This window comes from Sphingobacterium sp. NPDC055346 (assembly GCF_053645235.1).
In genome coordinates, this window is the sequence record NZ_JBSHMI010000004.1 from 311,091 (window position 1) to 335,628 (window position 24,538).

Below are 24,538 nucleotides of genomic sequence, written 5' to 3' on the forward strand. Positions count from 1 at the left end.
TTATGAATATATTGTTTAAATCAATAAAAATTTTACGGTTTTCCGTAAAAAGCAATATTATTATACGGAGACAATATTTCCAGAACAAGACCACAAAAATAATAGGCCATTTATGTTCAAATGGCGATTAAAATAATCCTGTTGTGCAGTTTTTAAAAAATATTTTCAGGAAAAACGGTTTTTTTGGGCACTTACGTTCTTTAAGGTGCTTTTTACTCAAAGCCCTAAACCCGCAATAGAAGCATTTGTTTAGCATGACACTAATTAATTGTTAATAATTTGACGATTTGGTTAAGGCAAATATATCTCAAAAATACTATTTAACATTACGGTATTCCGTAATATTTTTATTGTTATTCTCTAATAATTAAAAAGATTTCAACGAAGCAAATGCAACAAGTTATTTATTAGTTGTTTAAACATGATTAAGTTTGTATTGTTGAGAAAATAAAAAATAGAAAAAGGACTGATTCAAGTCCTTTTTCTATTTTAATGAGCTGTTATTTCTCTTATTTTTTCTGTTCAGCTGGGGAATAATCTGCTTCAGAATGCAGGGAACATTTCCATTTTCCGTTTTCTTGGATCCAAGCGGAGCTACATGCACATTTGGCTTTGCGAAATTGCCCTTGGCTTTCAAATTCAACATCGATTAAATAACCAATGGTTGCAAAACTCTTACTGAACATTTGCACGATAGCTTCGGAGATTCCCTTAATTTCCATTTTCATACCTTTCCCCATATCAAAGTTTTTCTTATAGGTCGGTTCATCTAAGTATTTTACGCCATACTTACTGACTACGGTACATGGAAAGTAGGTAAGGTCTCGGACAGTATCATAATCTAGACTGGCCATTCCCTGCCAGTACTTCTTTTCTAAATCGAGGATTTGATCTTCCATAGCTAAAATGTTTTTTGTTCACTATAAAGACAGTTGCCACCCATCATTGTTTTAGATCTTTAGTTTAATTCTCAATAACTGATCCGTTGATGTCAGATAAAGATAGCCATCAGCTCCAAAGGCACAGTTAGCAGTATGCACGGTAGAGCGAATTCTTCCTATAGGTTTTCCAGTAGAATTAATGACCACAACTCCATCACCGGCAGCTGCATACATATTTCCATTTGCATCGACCTTGATACCATCTGCCGCAAGGGATTCTTCTGGAAAATTCTTTTTGAAATCAAAGAATATCCAACCTTCAGACAATAAGCCATCTGCTTTTATATCATATGCCATGATATAAGGATTATTTCCATCGCTCAATGCTACAAAAACCTGTTTTGCATCTGCGGAAATAGCAATACCATTAGGTCTTGCTAAATTGGAAACAACCTGAACTGCCTCTCCTTTTTGGTTAGCTTTATAAACACCATTTTCTTTGATTTCCTTTGTTTCGGTGTCATTTTCACGACCTGGTAATCCATAAGGTGGATCAGTAAAATAATAATCCCCATTAGGATGTTGAGCAATATCATTTGGTGAATTGAACTTTTTACCTTCCCAGTTTCCAACCAATGTTTCTTTTTTCTTAGTTTTCAGGTCAATTTGAGCAATTCGACGATTACCGTGATCACATGCTACCAATTGACCCTGTTGGTTTATCAACAGACCATTGGTCCCCTGTTCTTCGGAATAGACTTCTGGCCCTTCAAAACCTGCGGGTTTAATGAATTCCTGAAGCCCTGCAGACTCCGACCATTGGTAAATTATATTCTGCCTGGTGTCCGAATACAATAGGTAGTTGCCATCCTTCACCCAAACTGGACCTTCAGCCCATGTCATCCCATCAGCTAATTTCTCTACTTGAGCAGTACTGTCCACAATATTCAACATAGCGGGATCTAGAACTTCGATCTTTCCAATTTTGGGAAAATCTTTAGAAATACTGCTGGTATCAGATTGAACATCCTTTTTAGATTGGTCTTTAGCGGCATTTGTACAGGAGGCTAAAATAAGGGATAGCAAAAATGTTGTTAAAAAGATTTTATGCATTGCAAGAGGTTTAAAAGTATTCTTAAAAATATGATTTTTTATCGGAATACTTTAACCTTAATATATGGATGATGCTTAAATCAATTTTCTTTGAATAACAATCACATATTTTTTACTCCACAGGATTGATTGGCTGTTCCGTTAGGGTACTATCGATTCTAGCACTATCCACACTATCTAGCCTATCTGCAGTACCAATGGGTTGATCTATTTTATTTTGGTTATCCATGTTTTTTGTATTCGTACATGCCAACATCAATAAGGTAAAGACAACGGGTGTCAATAGGATTAACTTTTTCATGTGATCATTTTTTAGTTTTCTTTTTTTTAGGTTCTTTGGGAAATTCATGAGGATTAGGCATAGTATTAAGTTGTTCCTGCTGTGGGTCAACACCGGCTTCCCCTGCCCCATCTTGATGTTTTTCTTTCCGCTTCATAAAGGCTGTCAGATCTTTCTTTTTATCTGGTCTTCCCTTATTATTTAAACCTTCCGTAGCACTTTCATTTTTCGTCGCCATAACACTTTTTTTAATATAGAACATATTGCAGATGAATTCGTTGGCAAATAAAATACAAAGTCCGACAAGTTTATTGGATAATAAACAAACCAGGTTACCCTAAAGAATATCAAAGTAACCTGGTTCTTTGCAAAATGGATAATTAAACAATTCATTTATTATATAATGAAAACACTAGGTAGAAATTTGTTGAACAAATATTGAGAAAGGGTATTTATACTCGACATCAAATATAATTTTTACAACTAAATCGTTATTAACCTGTTTACTTAATAAAATAAGATTATGAACTCAAAAGTCAATTATGCAATGAATAGTCAAGGACCAATTATTGCGATTAGCTTAATTCAGGATCCAGAAGACAATAAAAACGAAAAAAATAATGAACCTGAATACCAAAATCCTTTCTATGATCCGGATTCCGATCAGGGCTCACAGGAATATGATCCAAAAGAAGATCCATTGAAAGATGATAATGAACCCATAGGCGAAGGTTAAACTTTAAATGATAATAATAAGCCATATCATGAGGAAGAAGATGATGAAGTTGATAACCTTGGCGATTTACACAGCAAATTATTATAATTCAATAAATCTTTAAAAACTTGAAACCTCAGGAAAGATTTGCCTGAGGTTTTTATTTTGTTCTAAATCTGTCATATAGTGTTTTAAAGGGGGATAAAGGTGCCTTTTGGCAAACTATTTGTTATAACAGCGGAAACTTTCATATCGAAGGTTTGAAATTTGAAACAATTATTTATTATCATGAAGAAAGTATTTTTACCTATTCTAACCCTTTTTATTTTAATGTTTGCTGCCAATGAGCAGGCAAACGCACAGACACCTTACCGTACTGCCATTGGTCTTGGAGTAGATGTGGGTGATGGAGAATCATTATTTGGACCACAGATCAAACATAGCTTCAGTGGTCGTGACGCAGGAAATGCACAAGTATTATTTGGAGACCACATTACCGTGGTAGGTGTTGATTATTCATACAACCAACGTATCTCTGGTACTAGAGGGTTAACGTGGTATGTAGGTGTAGGTCCTCAATTATCATTTATCGACCATGGAAAATGGGACGATGATTGGTATGATGATGATGACAAACACTGGGATGGGGACACCCATACGGATTTTGCAATCCGTCCAGCTTTAGGTATGGAATTCAGAATTCCTTCAACACCATTAGCGATGCACGTAGATTGGAAACCATGGTGGAACCTATCTCATGGTTCACATTTTGAAGCCTCTAGGTTCTCGCTAGGATTTAAATTCGTTTTAAAATAAAATAACAGTTAGAAGCAAAAAGGGTCTACATAAAATTATGCGGACCCTTTTTCTTTTAGGATTGTTCTTTATATATGAAACGTCCAAAAATGTTCAATAAGATGTCCAAATATCAATACTGGGCATTTAAGTGGTTCTTTGTGGTCCCTATGTCCATTTATATAGTTGGAGGGTTGATTATGTTGATCGTTTCTATTATTGATAAAATGAATAAATAAAGTTTATTTTTTTACCAATTCGACTCTCCTATTTTGCTCTTTTCCAACATCGGTATTGTTGTCAGCGATAAAATCATTGGCTCCAAAACCATTTGCGGTAAGCCTTGATTTATCGATTCCATCCTGAACTAAAGTAGAAAGAACCGTATTAGCTCGATCTTTAGATAGTTTTAGATTATGGTCTGCATTGCCTACGTTATCTGTATATCCATTGATATCTAATTTCAAGCTCGCATTGGACTTCAGGACCTTGCCAATTTCCGAAACAACATCTTTGCCATCAGCTTTCAATGTGGCTTTATCCGTATCAAAATTAATGTGTAGAACAGATTTTCCTTTTTCGTTCAAATCCTTTTCAATTTTATCTGCTTTAATGATGCCTACAGTCTGTTTGAAAGCATCACTTTCTCCCGTATAAATTGCAGCATAGGCAGAATTGCTAGCAATAGCAAAAAGGACCAGTTTACCATCTTTCTTCAGGCCATAGGTTACAAGATTCTCCATATTGGAGGTTGCAAAATCGAAATAATAGCTATCCTTGTTCTTAGCTTTATTCAAGGCATCAATTTGGTCCTGCGGAATTTGTCCTTCAAACAACTTTTTAGCGCCAAGGCTTTCGAAATGTTTGGCAAAGGATTGAACAAATTTATATTCATCCCAAGTTCCATTCATGGCATATCCCTTCACCTTGACCTTTCCCTCCAGTGGGTAAAATGAATTTCCTGTATAGAACTCAATTTTTCCAAAATCCGATTCCCTATCGAAACCATAGCTGCTTTTTGCATCCACCCATTCTGGGATGGAATAATATGGAAATTGCCCCATATCTGCGGTCGCTTCTGCTAAAGATTCCGGGTTGAAGGAAGTTGAGGCTGGAACGGTGGAAGTACTTACCGTTGTATCAACAGTGGAAGAAGTAATACTATCTTGATTGGCCTCAGCATCTTTATTAGCCGAATTATTACAGGACATCACGGTCAGGAATGCCGGCAGTATACCTAATAAAATGGTTTTTTTGTTCATTTTTCATTAATTAGTGTAATTAAATATAGGAATAATAGGTGTTAATTGTCACGAAAATAATGAGTTTTTGAGGGAGTGTGATCGAGGGGAAGGTTTGTTGGGTCGAACCAGGATGAAAAGGATGAGAGGATGGGCCAAGATAATTTGCGCATTGATAGATTTGCAAACCCCCAAAGGGGGTGGAATCTTTGTAGAACTTGGTTGTTTAGAATGGTCAATCCAAAGCGTGGGTGAAATATTTTTCAATGAATATTTTTGAAGATAGAAAATAGTTCTTTCGCTTTGCTCAAGATGACAAAAATCTTAAAAAAAATAAGAAATAGATTCTTCGTTTTACTCTGAATCCCTATTTAGCGCATTGTGATTCTGAACGTATAGTGAGGAAACTGTACGGTTCTTCCCCTCATGACTTTGTCATTTTCATTCGAAGATTGAGGACCTGCACGCCAATGCAAACCGTAATATATAAATCAATCGATAAGGTCAGTATTATTCCCAGATCCTTCCTTCGTCAGGACGACAGCAAGGGGGAAAGAAGTTTGAGTACCTGTACAGCAATGCTATCATTCCAAAAATTAGGTTTGCAATGTTCCGAGATGTTTCGTTCCTCAGTATCACACAAAAAACCTTAACTTATTGACCTTGCCCATAGAGTTCTAAATTTGAAAATTCAAGAGCCGGTCATCAGTTTCTTTACCAAATTCCTTTTACATCGTAGACTTCAAGTTCTAATATTTCAATATTGTTTCCCCAGAAATGGTAGCCTTCCGTATTGTTCTTATCGGGTTTGCGGTCTAGGTAGCAGGAATAGATTCCGTTGTCGAAAAAGACTTCGATGGATGTTCTGTCGATATAGATATCAGCTGATAGTTCCATGCTCGTCGGATCCTGAGGTGAATAGAACATGCCATTCAGCATGTTGGAATTCATATCGTAACTGATTATCCTTTGGGCATATAGATTGAATCCAGCATCAGTGGCATGGGAAAGTTTGATCTTTGTTTTTATGCGCAATTTGTCCTTATCACTGTATTTATGCAATAACTCGTTAGCTTTCGCTGCCGTTAAATTCGTCCAGGAATCCACCTTGTTAAAGAGTTTCTCGGCTTCCTTAATTGGGACACTGAATAGTCGCGGTCCATCTTTGGTATTTCTTAAGGTCAATTCCGTAGGAAGCATCATCATCCCATTAAAGGGCATATCACCTTGAGGGATCCTCCCCCAGCCGATCTGAATCCTTCTGCCATCTTTTTCAGGAATATTGCTATAAGTCTGCGCAGCATAGAGATGTCCGGCATTATAAAAGTACTTGCCAGCCTCAGGCGTAAATTTCTTGCCATCAAATGAACCGATCATATAAGTACCAGTAGCTCCGTACATAACCCATTTTTTATTATTCTGGTCGCCGTCAACCGCAAGTTCAAATAATTCTGGGCACTCCCAAAAACCGGAGACATGACTTTGATAGGTCCAGTCCTTCAAATTACTTGAAATGTAAATGGAATGACCATCTCGCTCGTTGAGAACCATCACCCAATGTTTTAAAGGATCATGGTAGAAGACTTTGGGATCCCTAGTATCCTGACTGTTCCACTTCTCCTTGGAATCAATCAATGGGTTCTTATCATATTTGGTCCAGGTTCTTCCATTGTCAAGACTGTAAGCCATGCACTGAACCTGTCTGTCGGCACTAGCTGCTGTGTAAAAGGCAATCATGGCTGGCTTCTCCCCCTTATTGTAACCAGCGGTATTATTATAGTCGATGATTGCAGAACCAGAAAACATGGTCCCCAATTTATCTGGATATAAGGCTGTAAGCAACTCCTCCCAATGAAGCAAATCTTTACTGACAGCATGGCCCCAATGCATGTTTCCCCACTCCCTTTCCATAGGGTTGTGCTGGTAAAACAAATGGTATTCTCCATCATAGTAGACTAAACCATTAGGATCATTGATCCATCCCCTTTTGGTAGAGAAATGGAATTGAGGGCGATTCTGCTCTTGATATAGACTTTCCTGACCCTTGATCTCATCAGCTTGATAGATCAGCTTTAAGGCCTTCTCATCCCCATCAAAGGTGATTTTTAGATTTTTTCCCTTTAAATGGGACACATCGTAAAACACCCAATAATCTGCATGCTCAGGGGCTAGCCTAACAACTACTGACCAAGTATCATGTCCATCAGGTTTAAATTCCATTTTCCTCCTATCCTGCGTATTGGATATCGGAAAATTGAGGTATTTCTTATTGATCTTTAAGGTGATTTCAGCGGCAGTAAGGCCAGCACTCAGCAAGACCGACAGGATAAGCAGGGTTAGTTTTTTCATAGCGAATGGATTAGGTAAGAGTAAGATAAGAATTTTTAACAAAAGGCCTTCAATTGAAATCCTAAAATTAGGAACTCGGTCGAAAGAATGAATTTTTCCTCTATCTTTGCAGCTCAAAATAAATTCGAGCGAATCGTGATCAATGTAAATAACATCTCCGTTTCCTTTGGGGGAACAACTCTTTTTTCCGATGTGACCTTCTCAATCAATGAGAATGACAAAATCGCCTTAATGGGTAAGAATGGTGCGGGTAAATCCACTTTATTAAAGATTATTGCTGGTGTTGGGAAACCAACAACAGGAAATGTATCTGGTCCTAAAGATGCAGTAATCGCATATTTACCGCAGCATTTGTTGACCAAGGATAATATGACCGTATTTGAGGAAACTTCAAAGGCATTTGAAGAGGTCTATAAAATGCGTGATGAACTGGAGGAGCTGAATGAACAGTTGAATATCCGTACCGATTATGAAACGGACGATTACATGAAATTGATCGAACGTGTTTCCGAACTGAGCGAGAAATTCTATTCTATTGAAGAGACAAATTACGATGCTGAGGTTGAAAAGGTATTGAAGGGATTGGGCTTTGAGCGTTCAGATTTCAATCGTCAAACTTCTGAATTTTCAGGAGGATGGCGTATGCGGATCGAATTAGCGAAAATCCTATTAAAGAAACCAGACCTTATCTTGTTGGATGAGCCGACCAACCATATGGATATCGAGAGTATTGAATGGTTAGAGGATTTCTTGGTCAATCAGGCAAAGGCGGTGATCGTGATTTCCCATGACCGCGCATTCGTAGATAATATTACCAACAGAACCATTGAGGTGACCATGGGTAAAATCTACGACTACAAGGCCAAATACAGCCATTACTTGGAACTTCGCAAGGAACGTAGATTGCACCAATTGAAGGCTTATGAAGAGCAACAACGCTTTATCGCCGATAATCAAGAATTTATTGACCGTTTCAAAGGGACTTATTCCAAAACATTACAGGTTCAGTCTAGAGTTAAGATGTTGGAAAAATTGGAGATCATTGAAATCGATGAAGTTGACAATTCAGCTTTGCGCCTGAAATTCCCGCCTTCGCCAAGGTCAGGAACTTATCCTGTCATTGTTGAAGATCTCACTAAGACCTATGGTAACCATTTGGTATTCCAAAAGGCAAATATGGTCATAGAGCGTGGACAAAAGGTAGCTTTTGTAGGTAAGAATGGTGAGGGTAAATCTACGATGATCAAAGCGATCATGGGTGAGATCGACTTTGAAGGTACCTTAAAAGTAGGCCACAATGCGAAAATCGGTTATTTTGCCCAAAACCAGGCTGCTTTATTGGATGAAGATCTAACCGTATTTGAAACTATCGATCAGATTGCGGTTGGTGATGTACGGGTTAAGATCAAGGATCTTCTAGGAGCATTTATGTTTAGCGGTGATGATACGACGAAGAAAGTAAAGGTTCTTTCAGGGGGTGAAAAAACCAGATTGGCCATGATAAAATTGTTGTTGGAGCCCGTAAATGTATTGATTCTGGATGAGCCTACCAACCATTTGGATATGAAAACAAAAGATATCATCAAAGATGCTCTGCAGGATTTTGATGGCACCTTGATTTTGGTTTCCCACGACCGCGATTTCTTGGATGGATTGGCAACCAAGGTTTTTGAATTCGGAAACAAACGCGTACGTGAGCATTTTGAAGACATCAAAGGATTCTTGGAATACAAGAAAATGAATAGCTTGAAAGAGATAGAGAAATAAATCTCCAGATATTATGGAAAAAGGGTTAACATTTATCGTGTTAACCCTTTTTCAATTTATTAATTTTCCTCAATTATACAACCACTGGAGTCTCTTCGGAATGCAGTTTCTGTTGTGAAATCAGATGATGTAGAACCTCGGTAGATAAACCATGTAGGGTTAGCCTAAATCCTGCTCCATAAGTAGGCAATGGAATCATAGGATGTTTATTGTTCAAGGCAATGAGCTTTTCAGGGCAGCTCATTATCGTAGCTGCATATACTCCAATGACCTCATCCAATTGCAAAGAGTTAGATGCCCTCCAAAAATCATTATCGGTTAAAAAGAATTGATAAACTGGTGTGAATACCTCAATCGCCGAGGAGAGGTCCATCATATTGGTCCAGCGATTCGGAAATTCCTCAAAGGGAATAGGTCCCGCAGAGACTGCAGAGAAATCTGGACTGGAAACTGGTTCAATTTTCAATCCCTTTTCCTGAATTGCTGTATTTAAATTGATAATGAAATTGTAAAGGTTAAGATCATGTTCCAAGAACAAGTTATCCTTGACCACTTCTAAAGACAATGGCTTTAAGGGATTCATTGGAATATCCTCGGCTCCCTTAACATTGTCTTTGATAAATCGCAAGACCTCAGACCCTAGGTAAAAATGCCTCAAGATCAAAAAGTTGGCTTCAGGAGAAACCCAATACTTCATGCCCCAATAAAGGAAGCGATGTAGAGTCTTAGGGGCATTAATCAGGTTGGGAGCAATTGCTTTAAAGATCTGTAAGATAATAATGGTCAATCGTCCAAATACCCTTAAAAAAGGCAACATAAATTGCTTGCTCTTTCTATTGGAATCAAACAAAAAAGCAGCCTTTGCATCTTTATTAAAGGGGACACTATTGTCCAAGAACAATGCATGCCAATGACTTGGGTCTCTGGGATTGTTCTTTTTATGTTCGAAATATTCGCTGGTATGTAACATAGAAGCTGATTAATAATTTCCGATTTCTGCCAATTGCAATTGATATAGTTTCGCCACGACTTTCGCCGTTTTGGCTACTCTTTTTGCCATCTCTTCAGTTAATAATTCTGAATTAAGAGCCTTTTCAAATCGCTCAAAATGGTTGTCATTGGAGTCAGAGGTTTCATGATAGATAAAGAAAGAAACCTGATCATCTTTTAGATCCAATTGATGCTGGATAGCACGGCCCCATTTTCCAGCCAAACGATTGCCCAAGCCTTCAATAATAAACATTCCTCCTAGAAGGTCGAAAGGATTGGGTTGACTTGCCTTATGGAACATATAGGCACTCAAAGCCTCCGAACCAATATTTTTCTCACCCTGATAGAGGTCTTCCTTATTTCCACCACAATTGATATAGTTCTTTTCAAGGATCTGATAATCTTTATGTTCATCGCGTGAATGGGAAATAAAGGAAGAACGGATATCAAAATAATCCATGCTCACATTGGAGGCAGCCCGCGCAATCCATTGCGATCCATCGATAACCTGTTGCCTTAAATTTAACAATAAGAGTTTATAATCTTCCAGACTGATCGTTCCATTGTAAATCCTTTCAATAATCGGCGTGCTACGTAGAGATAGTTCAAAATCTACCCAAATCTGCGTAAGGTCACGCACGAGTTTCTCCTGTATAGGTTTATTATCAATATGGATTTCAGGCGCTAAGATTTCATCTTCTTTTGAGATCAATGGTTTTTTCTCTTCCTGAGCATTGCCCACTACCTTGAGTTTCATAAAGGTGGTAATGAAACGGCCGCTCTCGGGAACCATACATAGGATTTCCTGATTTGGCTTCAACTTCCCACTATATAGTAATTCCTCCAACATAATGTAGATGGAGGCTGCACCCGTATTACCTTTATCATGTAAATTGGTAAACCATTTATCTTCATCAATGGTTAATCCTCCTTTTTTCAAAAGATCTACAATAGGTTGTTTAAAATATTCTGAAGAATAATGACATACTAGCCAATCTATTCTTTTAGGATCAACTTTCCCGGTTTCAATCAATTGAAAAAGATGTTGAACACCGAGGTTAACGGTATTGTTGACCAACTTAATATCTTGTTTTAGATTAATTGCGGCATCGGCATCGGCGGCTGAAAAACTTGGATAATCCAACCAATATTTATCAATTGTGCCATCCTTCTTTTTATTGGCACCAGTGTACATGCAGACCTCAAAACTATTGGCATAGGATTTTACGTCTATCCATTCAACCTCAAGGCTCAATCCTTTGGCATTAGGTTTATCAGATAGGTACATGGCCCCTGCGCCATCCGAAAGCATCCATCTCAAAAAATCGGTATCCAATGGCAAGCCTTTCTCCTGAATTTCGGGTTGATTCGCAAACCGTGAGGCCTTAAACATACGACTGGGCATATCTGCTGCACAAGAAATGGCATTTTCGTTTTCTCCAGTCAATATATGCAAATAGGCACTTTTTAAGGCCATAATGCCTGATGAACAGACGCTCTGATGCGAGACAATATTGCACACTGGCAATTTTGATTCTGCATGAACCATGCTTGCAAAGCCAGGAATAGGCACATCGCCTTGAGTTGTACCAGCAGTTAAAAGCTCCACGTCTTCCTTATTGACATTTGCTTTTGCTAAACAGTTTTTAATGGCTTTATCAGCCATTCCTGCTACCGAATCCGTCGAGTTCTGGCTTTTATCAAGGGCATAATATCTTGTCTTGATACCATTCTGTTTCAACATCCTTTCCTTTGCTCTGGAGGGCTTCCCGCCAATCAAGCCTAAGAAATCTTCCATGTCCTCATTGGAAACCGGTGAATTGGGAAGATGCATCCCAATGGCATTTATATAAACTGGTCTATTGTCTTTTTTCATTTAGTGTTTATTATCTGAAATTTGAGTATTGAAGATCTTATCAAAAATGCCCAGCATAAAACCAAAATTGCCTCTACCCCATTTATGGTGCATGCTGTGCCTAAAAGTATATTTTGAAAATGACGTACTTGGTTTATCACTTGGTATCTCATGGTTACAATGTCCAAGCAAATTGATGACCAAACTCATAACTGGCAAACTCAAAATGGAATAGACCTGAAAATCATGGAAAAACAATGGAAAGAAAATTACGGTCCCTAAAAGGAAGGATTCGATCCAATGGAAGCTAAAAATAGAATATGCTGTAGGTTCCTTCGACCAATGATGGACCTTATGGACATTCCTAAAGAACCAGGGCCTGTGCAATAGCCAATGGACTGCATAAAAGTGCATTTCATTCCAAAGAAAGAGCAACGGAATTTCCCAGAGGCAATTCCAATTATTGTCAAACCTGACCTTAAACACTCCTATGGAGAATAAATATTGAAAAAATATCGCCTGTAGTGAGAATACAAGGATGGAAAGCAAGGAGTTCTTAATTTCTTTAGCCCTTTGCCCAGGTTTTTGAGCAAATACGATCTGCCTCAAACTCGCATTCTTCGTTTTATACTGTACAATAGTTTCTGTAATAAAGGTTCCTACAAAGTAAAGGACACTAAAAAACACGAAGAAAAATACACTTGTGTAGTACCATTTCGAGAGCACGAAATTGAATGTGTTTTCCAGTAATTCGTTCATTAATAATTAGGCTTCAGCTATTGAAATTCAATTTATATATTAACTCTTATTATTGATTGTTTATTATTCAAAACGTAGAATGTAGGCAAATATTTGTCAATGTAAATTTCCATAAAATAAGAATTTGTAATTCTTCCTCATCGAATGATTCAAATTAGCGAAAAATAATGAAGAAATACTCCCCCTGAAAACAGCTATATTCATGTTAAACACAAAAAAAGGGAAGCAAAAAATATTATTTGCTTCCCTCACTCTTAAGTTCTTACCTTTTACTTTTTAGGATTTGCTTTTTTGGCAACCTCAAAAAGCTCAGGACCTATATGGCAATATCCACCTGGATTCTTATCTAAATAGTCTTGGTGATAGGTTTCGGCATCATAGAAATTTCTCAAAGGTTCATTTTCTACGACCACAGGGCTTTGAATGGATAAAGACAGGGCATGAAGTTTATCCTTGATCAGAGGCTCGTCGTTTTTATCGGTATAATAAATTCCTGTACGATACTGAGTTCCTCTGTCGTTACCTTGTCTATTTAAAGTTGTTGGATCTACACTTTCAAGGTAAAGATCGATTAATAGTCCTAAATCAATTACTTCTGGGTCGTAAATTACCTTTACGGTTTCAGTGGCTCCGGTACTGCCTGTGCAAACTTCTTCGTATGTAGGATTGGTTTTGTTTCCATTGGCATAACCAACTTCTGTACCCACTACCCCTCTTACCAATTTGAAAAAATGTTCGGTTCCCCAAAAACATCCGCCGGCAAAATATATCTCTTTTTCTTTTCCTGTTAAACTCATTGTGCTATTAGTTTCTGATTTTTCTTCCTTTTGATTTCCTTCCGTAAAGCCCATGGTCATGATGATTACAGTGACTAGGACTGTTGAAGCAATTACTGCTAATTTTTTCATGGCTTTAAGATTTGAAACATAAAGTTAAGGATTTTGTACAAAAAATGAGTTTAGGGTCTCAAATGTGATATTTAGTTGATAAATAATAGGGATGATAAAGCTATAGTCCGTAATAATACTCTGCTAATAAGGCATACTCTGCTGCATAGGTAAACATGAACATTCCCTCCAAGCCATTAGTATCCTTTCCTTCATCCCATCCCTTTAAGAGATTGGATGCCAAGAATCCATCTTTATTGGCATGTTGATAGCCATAGTCTAGATTCTTCTGAAATGGTTGTATATATTGTCCGTAATTACTGTTGCTCATGGCCAAATCCTTAAACCCTCGCAATAATATCCCATTAAACCAATTCTTGAAGCCCTCTGTTCCAAAGGAGTAATAATCAGGGATCTCTTTACCTTCTTTTGCAAAGAAAGAAAAACTGTTCTTGGCTAGTTCTTTGGCATCATTGTCATATTGTTCATCTTTTGTAACCCGGAATAAATCAACAGCTCCCGAAAGCATAGTTCCAGAATTGTAGGAGTATGATTCCCCGACTGCCTTGGTCAATTTTGTATTCGCACGATATTTTTTACCGTTTATTTCCTCATAACGGATTTTGCAATCAGGATCACAGCCACCCATCATATCAGTATATACACCCTCTTGGTTTAATAAGTTTTCCTTTTGCCATTTGTAAATAGCTTTTGCAAAATTCAGATAATAAACCTGCTTAGGTTCCATTTTCGAAAGTCTGGTTTTGCCATCCTTAACATCAATAGAACGATGTTCAATCTGATCATTTTTGTTTTTATAAATTTCATGTAGCCAAACCAAAGAACTAATCAATGGGGAATTACTACAGGCATGTTTAGTCGTATAACCTGGGCCCCATGGTATACCGCCAATTTCCTTTCCATTTTCATCTACAGTTGAGTCCCATCCATCCAGGACATAGGCCGTTAGGTATTCAGCCTTTTCCAGATAACTCTTATTTCCAGTCAATTTATAGGAATGGATCAATTCCCGTAATAACCACATTTGATCATCATAGACATTTAATATGCCTGTCACATTGGCTTTCCCTTTTTCTCCTACTCGATCAACCGCATAAACGGACCAAGTTTTTGTTTGAGTATAGGATACTAATTCAAAGGTTCCCAAATAATAATCTAGGTTCTCATATAATTTTGAAAGTAGCTTTTCATATTTAGCATAATTTGCCTGATAGAGCTTTTGGTTGCCATATTCTTTGTTTGCACTTAAACCCGATAAAATTGCATTCACCGCTTCTATCCCAGCTGAATACATCCACACACTGGCAGTCTCTTCAGATTTCACTTTATTGAAAGGATTGTAAAATCTACTCATCTTAAAGGAATTCGGTTCAAAATAAACTGCAATTGTGCTATCAACTAGTGCCATAGATCTTTGCAGATTCTCACCTGGCAGATCAAAAAAAGTATCCTTTGTGGCATTGCTTCCTACGGCATTTTGAGAAAAAGAATTGGAATAAGGAAAGAAAATTAAGCTGATTACAATAGTAATCGAAGCTATTGCGAATGGCAGATTGTTACTTTTAAGCATTTGATTTAAGAAATGTTGGGTTTAAGTTATTGTAGCATCACAAGCTGAACATTCAGCATGTGAAGATTAAGATACATAAAAATTAAACAAAAAATTAATTACCATATGTTCAGAATCAATTGGACAACAGGAGTATCATTAAAAAGGGAATAATTTGGTTGCCAGAAATGGCAACCAAATTCTAATTATGTTATTTTTTAGGACGTGGAGGTCGTACCTGCCCCTGATCTCCATATACTGGGTCATCATCTCCCGAATCCGAGTTGGATTGGATTATTATTGCATCATTGTCAATCAGTTCAATAGGAATAGTTGGGTTGCCTGTGTTCATTAAATGGTAAAGGATTAAGTACCACATTTTTCAAAAAATTAGAAGGTAAAAGCCTGCTAGGTCCACATACACCTTATATGGGATTGCTAGAAAATTTTCCAGAAGGCCTTCTGAATTTTTTGGAATTGAGGGGCATGAATTCCTCAATATTGAAATCTCTTTTGTATCTTTCCTTGAAAGCACAAACAGTATTAACCGCTGATTTCAAAAGCAAAACTATAGCACTAAAAGCCGCTCATAATCAACCTTTTCCGATATTTCCGGTAATTCCATGTGAATTCCGGTATTTCCAAAGCGATCTGCTGTGAAACTGTTTTGGCTGTGAAATGTATTATTAATTAGAATTACGGATCCGTAAATCTTGGGGAGGAAAATATTTAATTATAGGAATGTCAGCATTCAATAAATTTAAAGAACGCGTTCTTGCCAACTATTGGGAAAAACACAAAAACAATGAATTACATGACCGATTAGCAAATCCAACTTCTGCTAATCTTAGAGACTATGCCCTATTCCTTTTGAATGAGGGTATGAATCCTGATGACAGAAAAACGCTGAGAGATTTCTTTATTTTAAAGGATGAACTTGGAGATCTCGAAAAATCAATAGCCGGAATTGACATTGACAAATTAAAACCTGTACGATATTTTATTGATGGTAAAACCAGCAATCCCGATGAAACTATTGTAAAGCTTTTGGCCGTGCTGATTGACTTTCAACCAAGACCATTTAAGATCGATGATTGGGTAGCGGATATAAACCCTAAATCAAGAGAGACTTCCATATTACCTTTAAACCAATCTCTTGAAAAAGAGGATCCAAAATTTCCTGATACAAGTAGACAAAGCTCTGGAATAGGTTCCTCGTCTCCGGAATCAGGAACCAATACTTCGAAATTCAACAAAAAGGCAATAATGTGGGTGGGATCTGCCGGACTGATTGCAGCAAGTTTAGGTTATATTACCTTCAAGGATAAAAAGGAGTGCATGGTTTGGTTTAAGGACCGATACATTGTGGTAGACTGTTTAGACAATAACATGTGGAATCAAAAGGTAATAGCTTTGGATGAAGACAGATTAAAAAACTTTAGAAAAATCACGAGATATGATACTTTAGGTCTTAAGGATGTAAATAGAATTTGGTATTCGAAGGTCAATAATGAAATTGAGTTTTTCACCACGGCAGGATTGCATCCCGAACATAGCGAACGTGGACTAAAACTCGCCAGTGAATATATTATCCGAAAATATGCAATGGGCGAAGAACCTGATACCAGTAAAAATGAAGAGTAAATGGGCAAATAGATAGGTTGCCCATTTATCCTTTTCAATATTAAGCGATATCCACTTCCTTCATTAAATAGACATCTTGAATTCCTTGAAGCAGTTCTACACCATCTTTCATTGGCTTTTGAAAAGCCTTTCTTCCACTGATCAAGCCTGTTCCCCCAGCCCTTTTATTGATTACGGCTGTTTGCAAAGCATCCCGAAGGTCATTCTTACCTGAAGCCCCGCCTGAATTGATCAATCCCGATCTTCCCGCAAAGCAATTTAATACCTGATAACGGCAAAGATCAATAGGATGGTCCGAACTCAATTCACTGTACATTCTTTCATCAAGCTTACCATAACTACTGTTTCCTAAATTTAAGGCCTTATAGCCTCCGTTGACTTCTGGTAACTTCTGCTTAATAATATCTGCTTCTATAGTCACCCCTAAATGATTAGCTTGTCCAGTCAAATCAGCAGATAAATGATAATCCACGCCATCCTTTTTAAAAGCATCATTTCTCAAATAACACCATAGGATGGTTGCCATGCCCAAGCTATGGGCTTCTTGAAAGGCTTTGCTCACTTCAACAATCTGTCTTCCTGACTCCTCAGAGCCAAAGTAGATGGTCGCACCTACTGCAGCAGCTCCCATGTTCCAAGCTTCGCGAACTGTTCCGTAGAGAATCTGATCACTTTTATTGGGAAAGGACAATAACTCGTTGTGATTGATCTTGACAACAAATGGAATCTTATGCGCATATTTTCTAGATACAGCGCCTAGCACGCCGAATGTTGATGCCACAGCATTACATCCACCCTCGATTGCCAGTTTGACAATATTCTCTGGATCGAAATAAATAGGGTTTGCAGCAAATGAAGCGCCAGCGCTATGTTCGATGCCCTGGTCTACTGGAAGAATGGAAAGATAACCAGTATCTGCTAACCTTCCATGTCCAAAAATATTTCCTAAACTCCTTAAGACCTGCGGATTTCTGTCAGTCGGTCCATATACATCATCAATAAAGGATGGAGAGGGTAAATGAAGCAGTTCTTTTTTTACTGTCTTACTTTGATATTTTAACAAGTCCTCAGATCCTAGGTGTTCAATCAATTTATTGATATTCATTTTATTATGTTTAAATCTTTATACAGGCTATTATAATAATTGAACATGATGACATTAGAATTGTTTCTGGTAACAATGAATAATTTACCAACAATCGGTAAAAATATTTATTTAAATTTGGTCGAAATTTTATCCTATTTAATTGAAAACCAATCATGATGAACCTCTTAATAATCTTGATTAGTATCTTGGCCCTGTTAATCATTCTATATTTTATATATGTAGAGCATAATTTGCATTCAGAACATAGAGAACGGTTAAAGATTTCCGAATTCGGTTTTGAAGAAAAACAGGTCAGCTTAGAAAATGGGATTGTGCTAAATTATGGTGAGGGACCTGATAACGGTCCAGCACTGATGTTGATCCATGGCCAAGGGGTAGATTGGAAAAATTATGCAAAAGTACTTCCGGAATTATCTCAAGATTGGCATGTATTCGCAATAGATTGCCATGGACATGGGAAATCTAGCCATGAAGCACAAAGTTACACCGCAGAAAAAATGGGCACTGATTTTATCTGGTTCATTGATCATGTCATAAAAGAACCTGTCTATCTATCAGGGCATTCCTCTGGAGGTCTTCTGGCAGCTTGGATTTCTGCAAATCATATTCGGATTCAAAGCACGGTCTTAGAAGATCCACCCTTGTTTTCAACAGAGAAAGACCGTTGTCAAAAAACTTTCGCTTGGCAAGACAGCTTTCGTATAGCCCATGACTTTCTTCAACAATCTGAAATAAAAGATTATTTAACCTTTTACCTCCCTCGAAGCTATTGGAAAAATAAGTTCAAAGGCCTCTGGAAAATCATTATTTCAAAAGCAAATAAATTCCGAGCAAAGTATCCTAATCGAATATTCAGAATAGGTTTTATCCCATTAGCCATTAATAAGATATGGGAATCGGCATCAGATAACCGATATGACAAAAGATTTGCTGATAGTTTTTACGATTGTTCCTGGTTTGAGAATTTTGATCAGGCAGAAACTCTAAAAAAGATTTACTGTCCAACAAAATTGATTTTCACCAAGAATTCTAAGTGGAAGCAATATGATGAAAATGGCATCCTCATGGCTGCTATGTCAGATGAGGATGCCATTAAAGCTGCAGGTTTAATCCAAGATTGCAAACTGATAACCGTCGATTCTGGTCATGGTTTTCATGATGAACATCCGGCAGAGTTTATTAAGATCATAAAATCTATGCAAGGAATTTGACCTGCATTATAAATTAACCTGCATAGTTTTTTTCTCCTGGTTTCTGAAAACTTCAATATTCAATTTATTCATATACTGATCCCTCTTCAATACAAGCTGTAGGTCCTTCAGTTCCTTGACATCCACTGATTGACATCCAACAATAACATCAGACTTTTGAATCCCTGCTTTTGCCAATGGAGAATTTTCTTCAAGCTCTAAAACCAAGACCCCTTCCATCGTTGGTAGCCCAGCAGCAGATTGTTCCCCTAAGGATTCAATAGATTTTAGCTTAGCTCCTTTCCATTCAAAAACTGCACCTTTCGAAATATTTCCTTCTTTATGGATTTCAGGGATATGGGGCGAATCCAGCAATCTTTTTAATCTGGTATTTCTTACTCCTACATCATTTAAATTCAATGACTGAAAATTGATGTTACCGGAAATTAAATCAAATTTTCCGATCGCTACATCTACGAAATTTAAATCCACAACCAATGAATTAACATCCACCGATTTGGCTTGGTCTGCTTGCAGGTCTTTTAAACTGGTATAATAGTTTTCATCAACCTTATCTCCCCAATAGTTAACCTGAATATCTTGATGAGAATGCATCACAATATTATTTCTAAAAACATCATGGCTGTTTTTGAACCATACATGGGGATGAAACCCATTATTGATCATGATATTATTGTAGACCGTCCTATAGAAACCTTCTCGCAATTTCAATCCTCCACTAAGACAGAGGTTATTAAATATTTCATAGTTTGATGAACCATCATCAAGGTCAATATCCCAACCATGATCACAACTAAATCTATTGTTACTGATGATCGTTGTTTCAATTGCATCCAATTTAACCCATTCTGGATGGGCTTCCACAATTCGGTCCATCTCTTTTCTATCGGGATGCCAAAAACGGTCTCTTCCCCAGGAGTTAAAAGCACCATGGTCGCTAGTTTCTAGGACGGTATTGAATACATCGTTAAATGAAATCTGATGTCCTCCCCATGTTCCATCACCTACATTAATCCCCGCTCTTGGGACATCATAAATACTGTTGTGCATTACAGATATTCTTGCTGCCATTGAAATTTGAACCCCGGCAACTTGTTTTTCTATCAGGCCAATATTTCTAATCACATTATCGTTCGCCTCACAATCTGCTGGATAGTTTTCCGTTTTGGGACCTGGAATAGTGTCTATTTCATTTTCAGGAACGAATTTCTCATACCTGAAGGAAGGACTTCGAACAGCCTGAGGATCCCCAACAAAATTTATAGCACCCCCACCTATCCTTTCCATTAAATTCCCGCTCACTTTTACTCCTCTATTATAATTGCTCAAGAAAACGGCATTTCCGCCCAGATCGATAAAGTCAGAATTGGAAACACTACAATGTTCTGCACCTTCAAAAAGGACCGCAGCCTGCCTATAAATGGTCCAATCGCTTCTCAATAATGGTTCTTCCGTTTTCATAAAAGTTGGATCTGTTTGCACAAAACGGATTCCCGTTATATGCACCTCTCGAACTGGTTTTTCCATTGATCCTTTAACTGAGATCAAAGATTCTAGTAGAGGAACTTCAAATTCAAAGTTATTTGGATCCTGATCTCCGAAATTTAAATATAGCGTTGAACTTGATTGATCTAAATACCATTCATTCAACGTATCCAATTCCTCGAATACATTTTCCACAAACCGATATGTTTCATGCATTTTGCTAGGTCGATTATTTTGTAACCCTCCTTCTAATTTTAATTCTCCATTCTCATCTTTACCACTTACCAAATAATGGAATCCACCCCATCTACCAATATGTAAGGCATGCACAATCGCTCCCTGGGGATTCTTCCAACCTTTAACTCTTTCGGGGCTGATAGCGTCTTCAGCATATCCATTGAAAGGAAGAATCTTACGATCATAATTGGGATATCTTGCTCGATTTAATAAATCACCATTTGCAAAAAGCCGTTGAAATTTTAACCCTGCTGGCACCTTAGTTGTCCAAAGGTTATTCTTGGATTTTGTCCAGCTCAGATTCAGTTTATTTGCTGCTGAAAAAGTCACCTTCCTTTCATTAATGGCTTTTATCGTAATGCCATCGAAGTTTATTTCCAATGGTTTTGATAGATAATATTGACCATCGTTGATAAGCATTTCAACTAAATGATCTGGATGTGAGCTTTTGTATTTTCTTATTTGTTCCAAGGCATATTCGGCAGAAGCAAAGGGTTTGTCCTTCGTTCTTCCCTCCTGCTTATCAGAACCTTTTTTTGAAACAAAAAATGAAGTGGTTTTTTGTTGTGCACTTGCCATAGGAATGATCAAGATCATTGCCATAGCAAGCCAAAAAACATTTGAAAATGATTTTAATAGAAAGTGCATCTGAGTGGTTTTGAGTTTAGAGTTGATTATTTCAACCCTTAATATAAGAAATTTTCAGTTCATTTGGAGTAAAACCATACTTTCTTCTAATTTTCTTCAAAATTGTACCTTTAATTACATGAAATTATTTCTATGAAATGAAAATTCTGATTATTGAAGACGAAATCGAATTGGCTAAAAGCATGATTCAGTACCTATCAGAAGAGAGATACCTTTGCGAAGTAGCAAATACTTTCTCTGAAGCCAAAGATAGGATTGAAAACTTTAGCTATGATTGTATTCTATTGGACATCAATCTTCCAGATGGCAATGGGCTAAAGCTCTTGGAAGAATTGAAATCTTTAGGAAAACAAGATGGTGTCATCATCATATCAGCCAAAGACTCATTGGATGATAAAATAAAGGGACTACAAATCGGGGCAGATGATTATTTGACGAAACCTTTCCATCTATCCGAATTGAATGCACGGATCTATTCCTTAATGAGAAGGAAACAATTCAATAACAGCAATATCATTACACAAGGCAAACTGGAAATTGATTTATTAGCAAGAACTGTTTCTTCTAACCATAACATTATCCCATTAACAAAAAAGGAACTCAACCTATTGTTATATTTTATCGGCAATAAAAACCGAGTCCTTTCTAAAAGTATATTAGCGGAACATTTATCAGGTGATTTTGCGGATATGCTCGATAATCACGATTTTGTATATGCTCATGTCAAAAATCTCAAAAAGAAATTGAATGAGGCTGGCTGTGATCACTATCTAAAGACTGTCTACGGAACTGGCTACAAATGGGAAGGATGAAAAACTTATTGCAAAAATCCTTGAAGCAACTAAGCATATTTGCTTTTATTGTCTTTGTATTGAGTATACCCTCCTATTTTTTATTGGTTGACTGGATATGGATTAAAGAGCTTGATGAAAACAACAAATTGATTGCTCAAAGAATTGAAAATGAATTCAACGCTCAAAACATTAGTAGGGAAAACATCCAACAAAACATAAAATTCTGGAATGAAATACAACCTGTCAGCAAAATCAAGGCTAACCAAGCCCCTTTAAAAAGCGATAGTCTATACACACTCCGCAGACAGAACATTTACTTTGACACTGAATCCATTGATCGTTTCAGAGGCTTGATGACAAACATTAAAATTAATGGGCAAAATTATGTTTTAGTTGTTGAAACCAATGTGGAGGAAACAGAGGAAACAGTTGTATATATCGCTATTGCGACTTTAGCTTTCTTCTTGATTCTTATCATTGGCTTCTGGATATTGAACCGAAGACTTTCCAGAACCGTTTGGCTGCCTTTTCAAGACACTTTACAAAAGTTAAAATCATTTAAACTAAATTCAAATAAAACCTTAGAATTTCAGGATACTGATATCAAGGAATTTGCAGAATTAAACGAAACCCTAGACAAATTATTAAAACATAACATCAATACTTTCAATCAGCAAAAGGAATTTACCGAAAATGCTTCGCATGAACTGCAAACACCACTCGCAATCCTTAAAAATAAGTTGGACATCCTATTACAAAGTGAGGATTTGACGGAAAAGCAATATCACATTGCCGAAGAAATGAACCAGGCATTAACTCGTAGCTCTAGAATCAATAAGAACCTTCTATTGCTAGCCAAAATTGAAAACAATCAATTCGACAGCTCCGAGAAAATCAATATCAGCAATATAGTTAAGGAAAGTCTAGAAAATCTGAAAGAACATTTTGAAGAGCCTCAGATTACCTTAACAAAGGATATCACCCCTCGTGTTCACCAGCTTGGAAACAGCAGTCTTGTTGAAATTCTTATTCACAATCTTTTGATTAATGCCTTGAGACATAGCGAACCAAATGGAAGAATAGGAATCAAACTGACAGGTGAAAGCTTTCAAATTTCTAATTCTGGTCAAAAGGAACTCGAAGCTAAATTCCTGTTCACACGTTTCGCCAAGAATTCAAAAAGTATACACGGAAGTGGCCTAGGGTTAGCAATCGTAAAAGAGATTTGTAAAAATCAAGGATGGGAAATCAAATACCAATTCTCTCAGCAAAAACATCAATTTACAGTTCATTTTATGCCGGAAACTTCAATTCAAAAGATATAAGTTATACCTATTGTTGCAATTCAAAATTTCTTCTAAATCTCCAATGATATTGTATTCCATATCAAAAGGAAACATTACAAGAATGTCTATAAAATTTAGAGTCACACTAATTACTTTGGCCTACGTGCTATCCAGTATGGTTAGGGTTTCAGCTCAGACCCAAGATAGCACTAGCCAAATTAATCAAGTTAAAATTGACATTCAAGACCAGAACATAAATAACTATAAATTGGATTACAGGCACCTCATTGCACCTACAGTGTTCATAGGTTTTGGGATTGCTAGCCTGAGTAATGAATCCTTGAAAGAACTCAATAACTCCACCCGACATGAAATATTTGAACATCAACCTGATCACATACAGCTAGATAATTATACCCAATATGCCCCAGCTTTGTTAGTATACGGTCTGAATGCGGCCGGAATTAAAGGAAAACACAATTTACGCGATAGAACAATAATCTACCTCACATCCCAAATGCTCAATGCGGCAATGGTTTTGCCTTTAAAGCACCTGATCCATGAAGAAAGACCTGATGGCTCCAACAACCTTTCTTTTCCTTCTGGCCACACATCTACTGCATTTTCTTCTGCACAATTTATGTTCAGGGAATATAAGGACAGTAATATCTGGCTTGGAATCTCTGGCTATTCTTTTGCGCTTTTCACTGGAGTTTACCGAACTATCAATAATCGTCATTGGGTCGGTGATGTAGTAGCCGGCGCAGGATTTGGAATTATATCCACAGAACTTGCATTTTGGTCTTATCCTTTAATAAACAAACTATTAACTAAAAAGGACATCCAAAATGCTTCCATGATAATGCCATTTTACCAAAACAAAACGTTTGGCTTAAGTTTTTGTAGAGTATTTTAAATATCTA

Annotated in this window: 23 protein-coding genes; 9 read left to right on the forward strand and 14 right to left on the reverse strand. The window is 37.1% G+C overall.

Annotated features, from left to right (window positions below; genetic code table 11):
- Positions 1–509: 509 nt before the first annotated feature.
- From ACWICE_RS10375 to ACWICE_RS10390, 4 genes are all read right to left on the reverse strand, one after another.
- Complete coding sequence (locus ACWICE_RS10375; RefSeq protein WP_454298320.1) at positions 510–899, reverse strand: DUF4440 domain-containing protein; 390 nt, start codon at positions 897–899, stop codon at positions 510–512.
- A gap of 51 nt (positions 900–950) precedes the next feature.
- Positions 951–1,994: an SMP-30/gluconolactonase/LRE family protein gene (locus ACWICE_RS10380; RefSeq protein WP_454291956.1), complete on the reverse strand. Its 1,044-nt coding sequence runs from the start codon at positions 1,992–1,994 to the stop codon at positions 951–953.
- A 112-nt stretch (positions 1,995–2,106) separates the two neighbouring features.
- On the reverse strand, positions 2,107–2,295 hold the full coding sequence (locus tag ACWICE_RS10385) for a hypothetical protein (protein ID WP_454298321.1): 189 nt from the start codon (positions 2,293–2,295) through the stop codon (positions 2,107–2,109).
- 4 nt (positions 2,296–2,299) lie between these two features.
- On the reverse strand, positions 2,300–2,512 hold the full coding sequence (locus ACWICE_RS10390) for a hypothetical protein (RefSeq protein WP_185212536.1): 213 nt from the start codon (positions 2,510–2,512) through the stop codon (positions 2,300–2,302).
- 285 nt (positions 2,513–2,797) lie between these two features.
- Here ACWICE_RS10390 and ACWICE_RS10395 point away from each other — a divergent pair, with 285 nt between their 5' ends.
- The 3 genes from ACWICE_RS10395 (at position 2,798) to ACWICE_RS10405 (ending at position 4,023) form a co-directional block, all read left to right on the forward strand.
- Complete coding sequence (locus ACWICE_RS10395; protein ID WP_313259723.1) at positions 2,798–3,010, forward strand: hypothetical protein; 213 nt, start codon at positions 2,798–2,800, stop codon at positions 3,008–3,010.
- Between the two features lie 267 nt (positions 3,011–3,277).
- Positions 3,278–3,805: a hypothetical protein gene (locus ACWICE_RS10400; RefSeq protein ID WP_185212539.1), complete on the forward strand. Its 528-nt coding sequence runs from the start codon at positions 3,278–3,280 to the stop codon at positions 3,803–3,805.
- Between the two features lie 74 nt (positions 3,806–3,879).
- Positions 3,880–4,023 carry a hypothetical protein gene (locus ACWICE_RS10405; protein ID WP_313259726.1) on the forward strand — a complete coding sequence of 48 codons (144 nt, stop codon included), beginning with the start codon at positions 3,880–3,882 and terminating at the stop codon, positions 4,021–4,023.
- A gap of 3 nt (positions 4,024–4,026) precedes the next feature.
- Here the strand turns inward: ACWICE_RS10405 and ACWICE_RS10410 are convergent, their stop codons facing one another.
- Positions 4,027–5,046, reverse strand: a complete 1,020-nt coding sequence (locus ACWICE_RS10410) for an OmpA family protein (protein WP_454298322.1) — start codon at positions 5,044–5,046, stop codon at positions 4,027–4,029.
- 693 nt (positions 5,047–5,739) lie between these two features.
- Entirely contained in the window at positions 5,740–7,374 is a 1,635-nt protein-coding gene (locus ACWICE_RS10415) for a 2,6-beta-D-fructofuranosidase (protein ID WP_454298323.1), read from the reverse strand.
- A gap of 135 nt (positions 7,375–7,509) precedes the next feature.
- On the opposite strand from ACWICE_RS10415, the gene ACWICE_RS10420 reads away from it, so the two are divergent.
- Entirely contained in the window at positions 7,510–9,141 is a 1,632-nt protein-coding gene (locus tag ACWICE_RS10420; protein ID WP_454298395.1) for an ABC-F family ATP-binding cassette domain-containing protein, read from the forward strand.
- A 73-nt stretch (positions 9,142–9,214) separates the two neighbouring features.
- Here ACWICE_RS10420 and ACWICE_RS10425 read toward each other — a convergent pair whose 3' ends face one another.
- The 6 genes from ACWICE_RS10425 to ACWICE_RS10450 form a co-directional block, all read right to left on the reverse strand.
- Complete coding sequence (locus ACWICE_RS10425; protein ID WP_454298324.1) at positions 9,215–10,111, reverse strand: DUF6999 family protein; 897 nt, start codon at positions 10,109–10,111, stop codon at positions 9,215–9,217.
- Between the two features lie 9 nt (positions 10,112–10,120).
- Positions 10,121–12,007 carry a beta-ketoacyl-ACP synthase III gene (locus ACWICE_RS10430; protein ID WP_185216761.1) on the reverse strand — a complete coding sequence of 629 codons (1,887 nt, stop codon included), beginning with the start codon at positions 12,005–12,007 and terminating at the stop codon, positions 10,121–10,123.
- A complete protein-coding gene (locus ACWICE_RS10435; protein WP_185212545.1) occupies positions 12,008–12,745 on the reverse strand; it encodes a sterol desaturase family protein in 738 nt (245 codons plus the stop codon).
- Between the two features lie 269 nt (positions 12,746–13,014).
- The gene (gene msrA, locus ACWICE_RS10440; protein WP_254527590.1) at positions 13,015–13,653 is read right to left on the reverse strand and encodes a peptide-methionine (S)-S-oxide reductase MsrA; all 639 of its coding nucleotides are present in this window, start codon (positions 13,651–13,653) and stop codon (positions 13,015–13,017) included.
- 100 nt (positions 13,654–13,753) lie between these two features.
- Positions 13,754–15,223, reverse strand: a complete 1,470-nt coding sequence (locus ACWICE_RS10445) for a glycoside hydrolase family 76 protein (protein ID WP_454298325.1) — start codon at positions 15,221–15,223, stop codon at positions 13,754–13,756.
- A gap of 190 nt (positions 15,224–15,413) precedes the next feature.
- Positions 15,414–15,581 carry a hypothetical protein gene (locus ACWICE_RS10450; RefSeq protein WP_454298326.1) on the reverse strand — a complete coding sequence of 56 codons (168 nt, stop codon included), beginning with the start codon at positions 15,579–15,581 and terminating at the stop codon, positions 15,414–15,416.
- 362 nt (positions 15,582–15,943) lie between these two features.
- On the opposite strand from ACWICE_RS10450, the gene ACWICE_RS10455 reads away from it, so the two are divergent.
- The gene (locus ACWICE_RS10455) at positions 15,944–16,846 is read left to right on the forward strand and encodes a hypothetical protein (protein ID WP_454298327.1); all 903 of its coding nucleotides are present in this window, start codon (positions 15,944–15,946) and stop codon (positions 16,844–16,846) included.
- Positions 16,847–16,886: 40 nt separating this feature from the next.
- On the opposite strand, the gene ACWICE_RS10460 is transcribed toward ACWICE_RS10455, so the two are convergent.
- On the reverse strand, positions 16,887–17,951 hold the full coding sequence (locus ACWICE_RS10460; protein WP_454298328.1) for a class I fructose-bisphosphate aldolase: 1,065 nt from the start codon (positions 17,949–17,951) through the stop codon (positions 16,887–16,889).
- Between the two features lie 155 nt (positions 17,952–18,106).
- Here ACWICE_RS10460 and ACWICE_RS10465 point away from each other — a divergent pair, with 155 nt between their 5' ends.
- Positions 18,107–19,165: an alpha/beta fold hydrolase gene (locus ACWICE_RS10465; RefSeq protein ID WP_454298329.1), complete on the forward strand. Its 1,059-nt coding sequence runs from the start codon at positions 18,107–18,109 to the stop codon at positions 19,163–19,165.
- 6 nt (positions 19,166–19,171) lie between these two features.
- Here the strand turns inward: ACWICE_RS10465 and ACWICE_RS10470 are convergent, their stop codons facing one another.
- Positions 19,172–21,535, reverse strand: a complete 2,364-nt coding sequence (locus ACWICE_RS10470; protein ID WP_454298330.1) for a PDZ domain-containing protein — start codon at positions 21,533–21,535, stop codon at positions 19,172–19,174.
- Positions 21,536–21,672: 137 nt separating this feature from the next.
- Between ACWICE_RS10470 and ACWICE_RS10475 the strand changes: the two genes are divergently transcribed.
- The 3 genes from ACWICE_RS10475 (at position 21,673) to ACWICE_RS10485 (ending at position 24,531) form a co-directional block, all read left to right on the forward strand.
- Positions 21,673–22,347, forward strand: coding sequence for a response regulator transcription factor (locus tag ACWICE_RS10475; protein ID WP_454298331.1), 675 nt, complete (start codon positions 21,673–21,675; stop codon positions 22,345–22,347).
- Positions 22,344–23,654, forward strand: a complete 1,311-nt coding sequence (locus tag ACWICE_RS10480) for a sensor histidine kinase (protein WP_454298332.1) — start codon at positions 22,344–22,346, stop codon at positions 23,652–23,654. The genes ACWICE_RS10475 and ACWICE_RS10480 overlap by 4 nt, the downstream gene beginning before the upstream one ends.
- Positions 23,655–23,736: 82 nt before the next feature.
- Complete coding sequence (locus ACWICE_RS10485) at positions 23,737–24,531, forward strand: phosphatase PAP2 family protein (RefSeq protein ID WP_454298333.1); 795 nt, start codon at positions 23,737–23,739, stop codon at positions 24,529–24,531.
- Positions 24,532–24,538 lie beyond the last annotated feature (7 nt).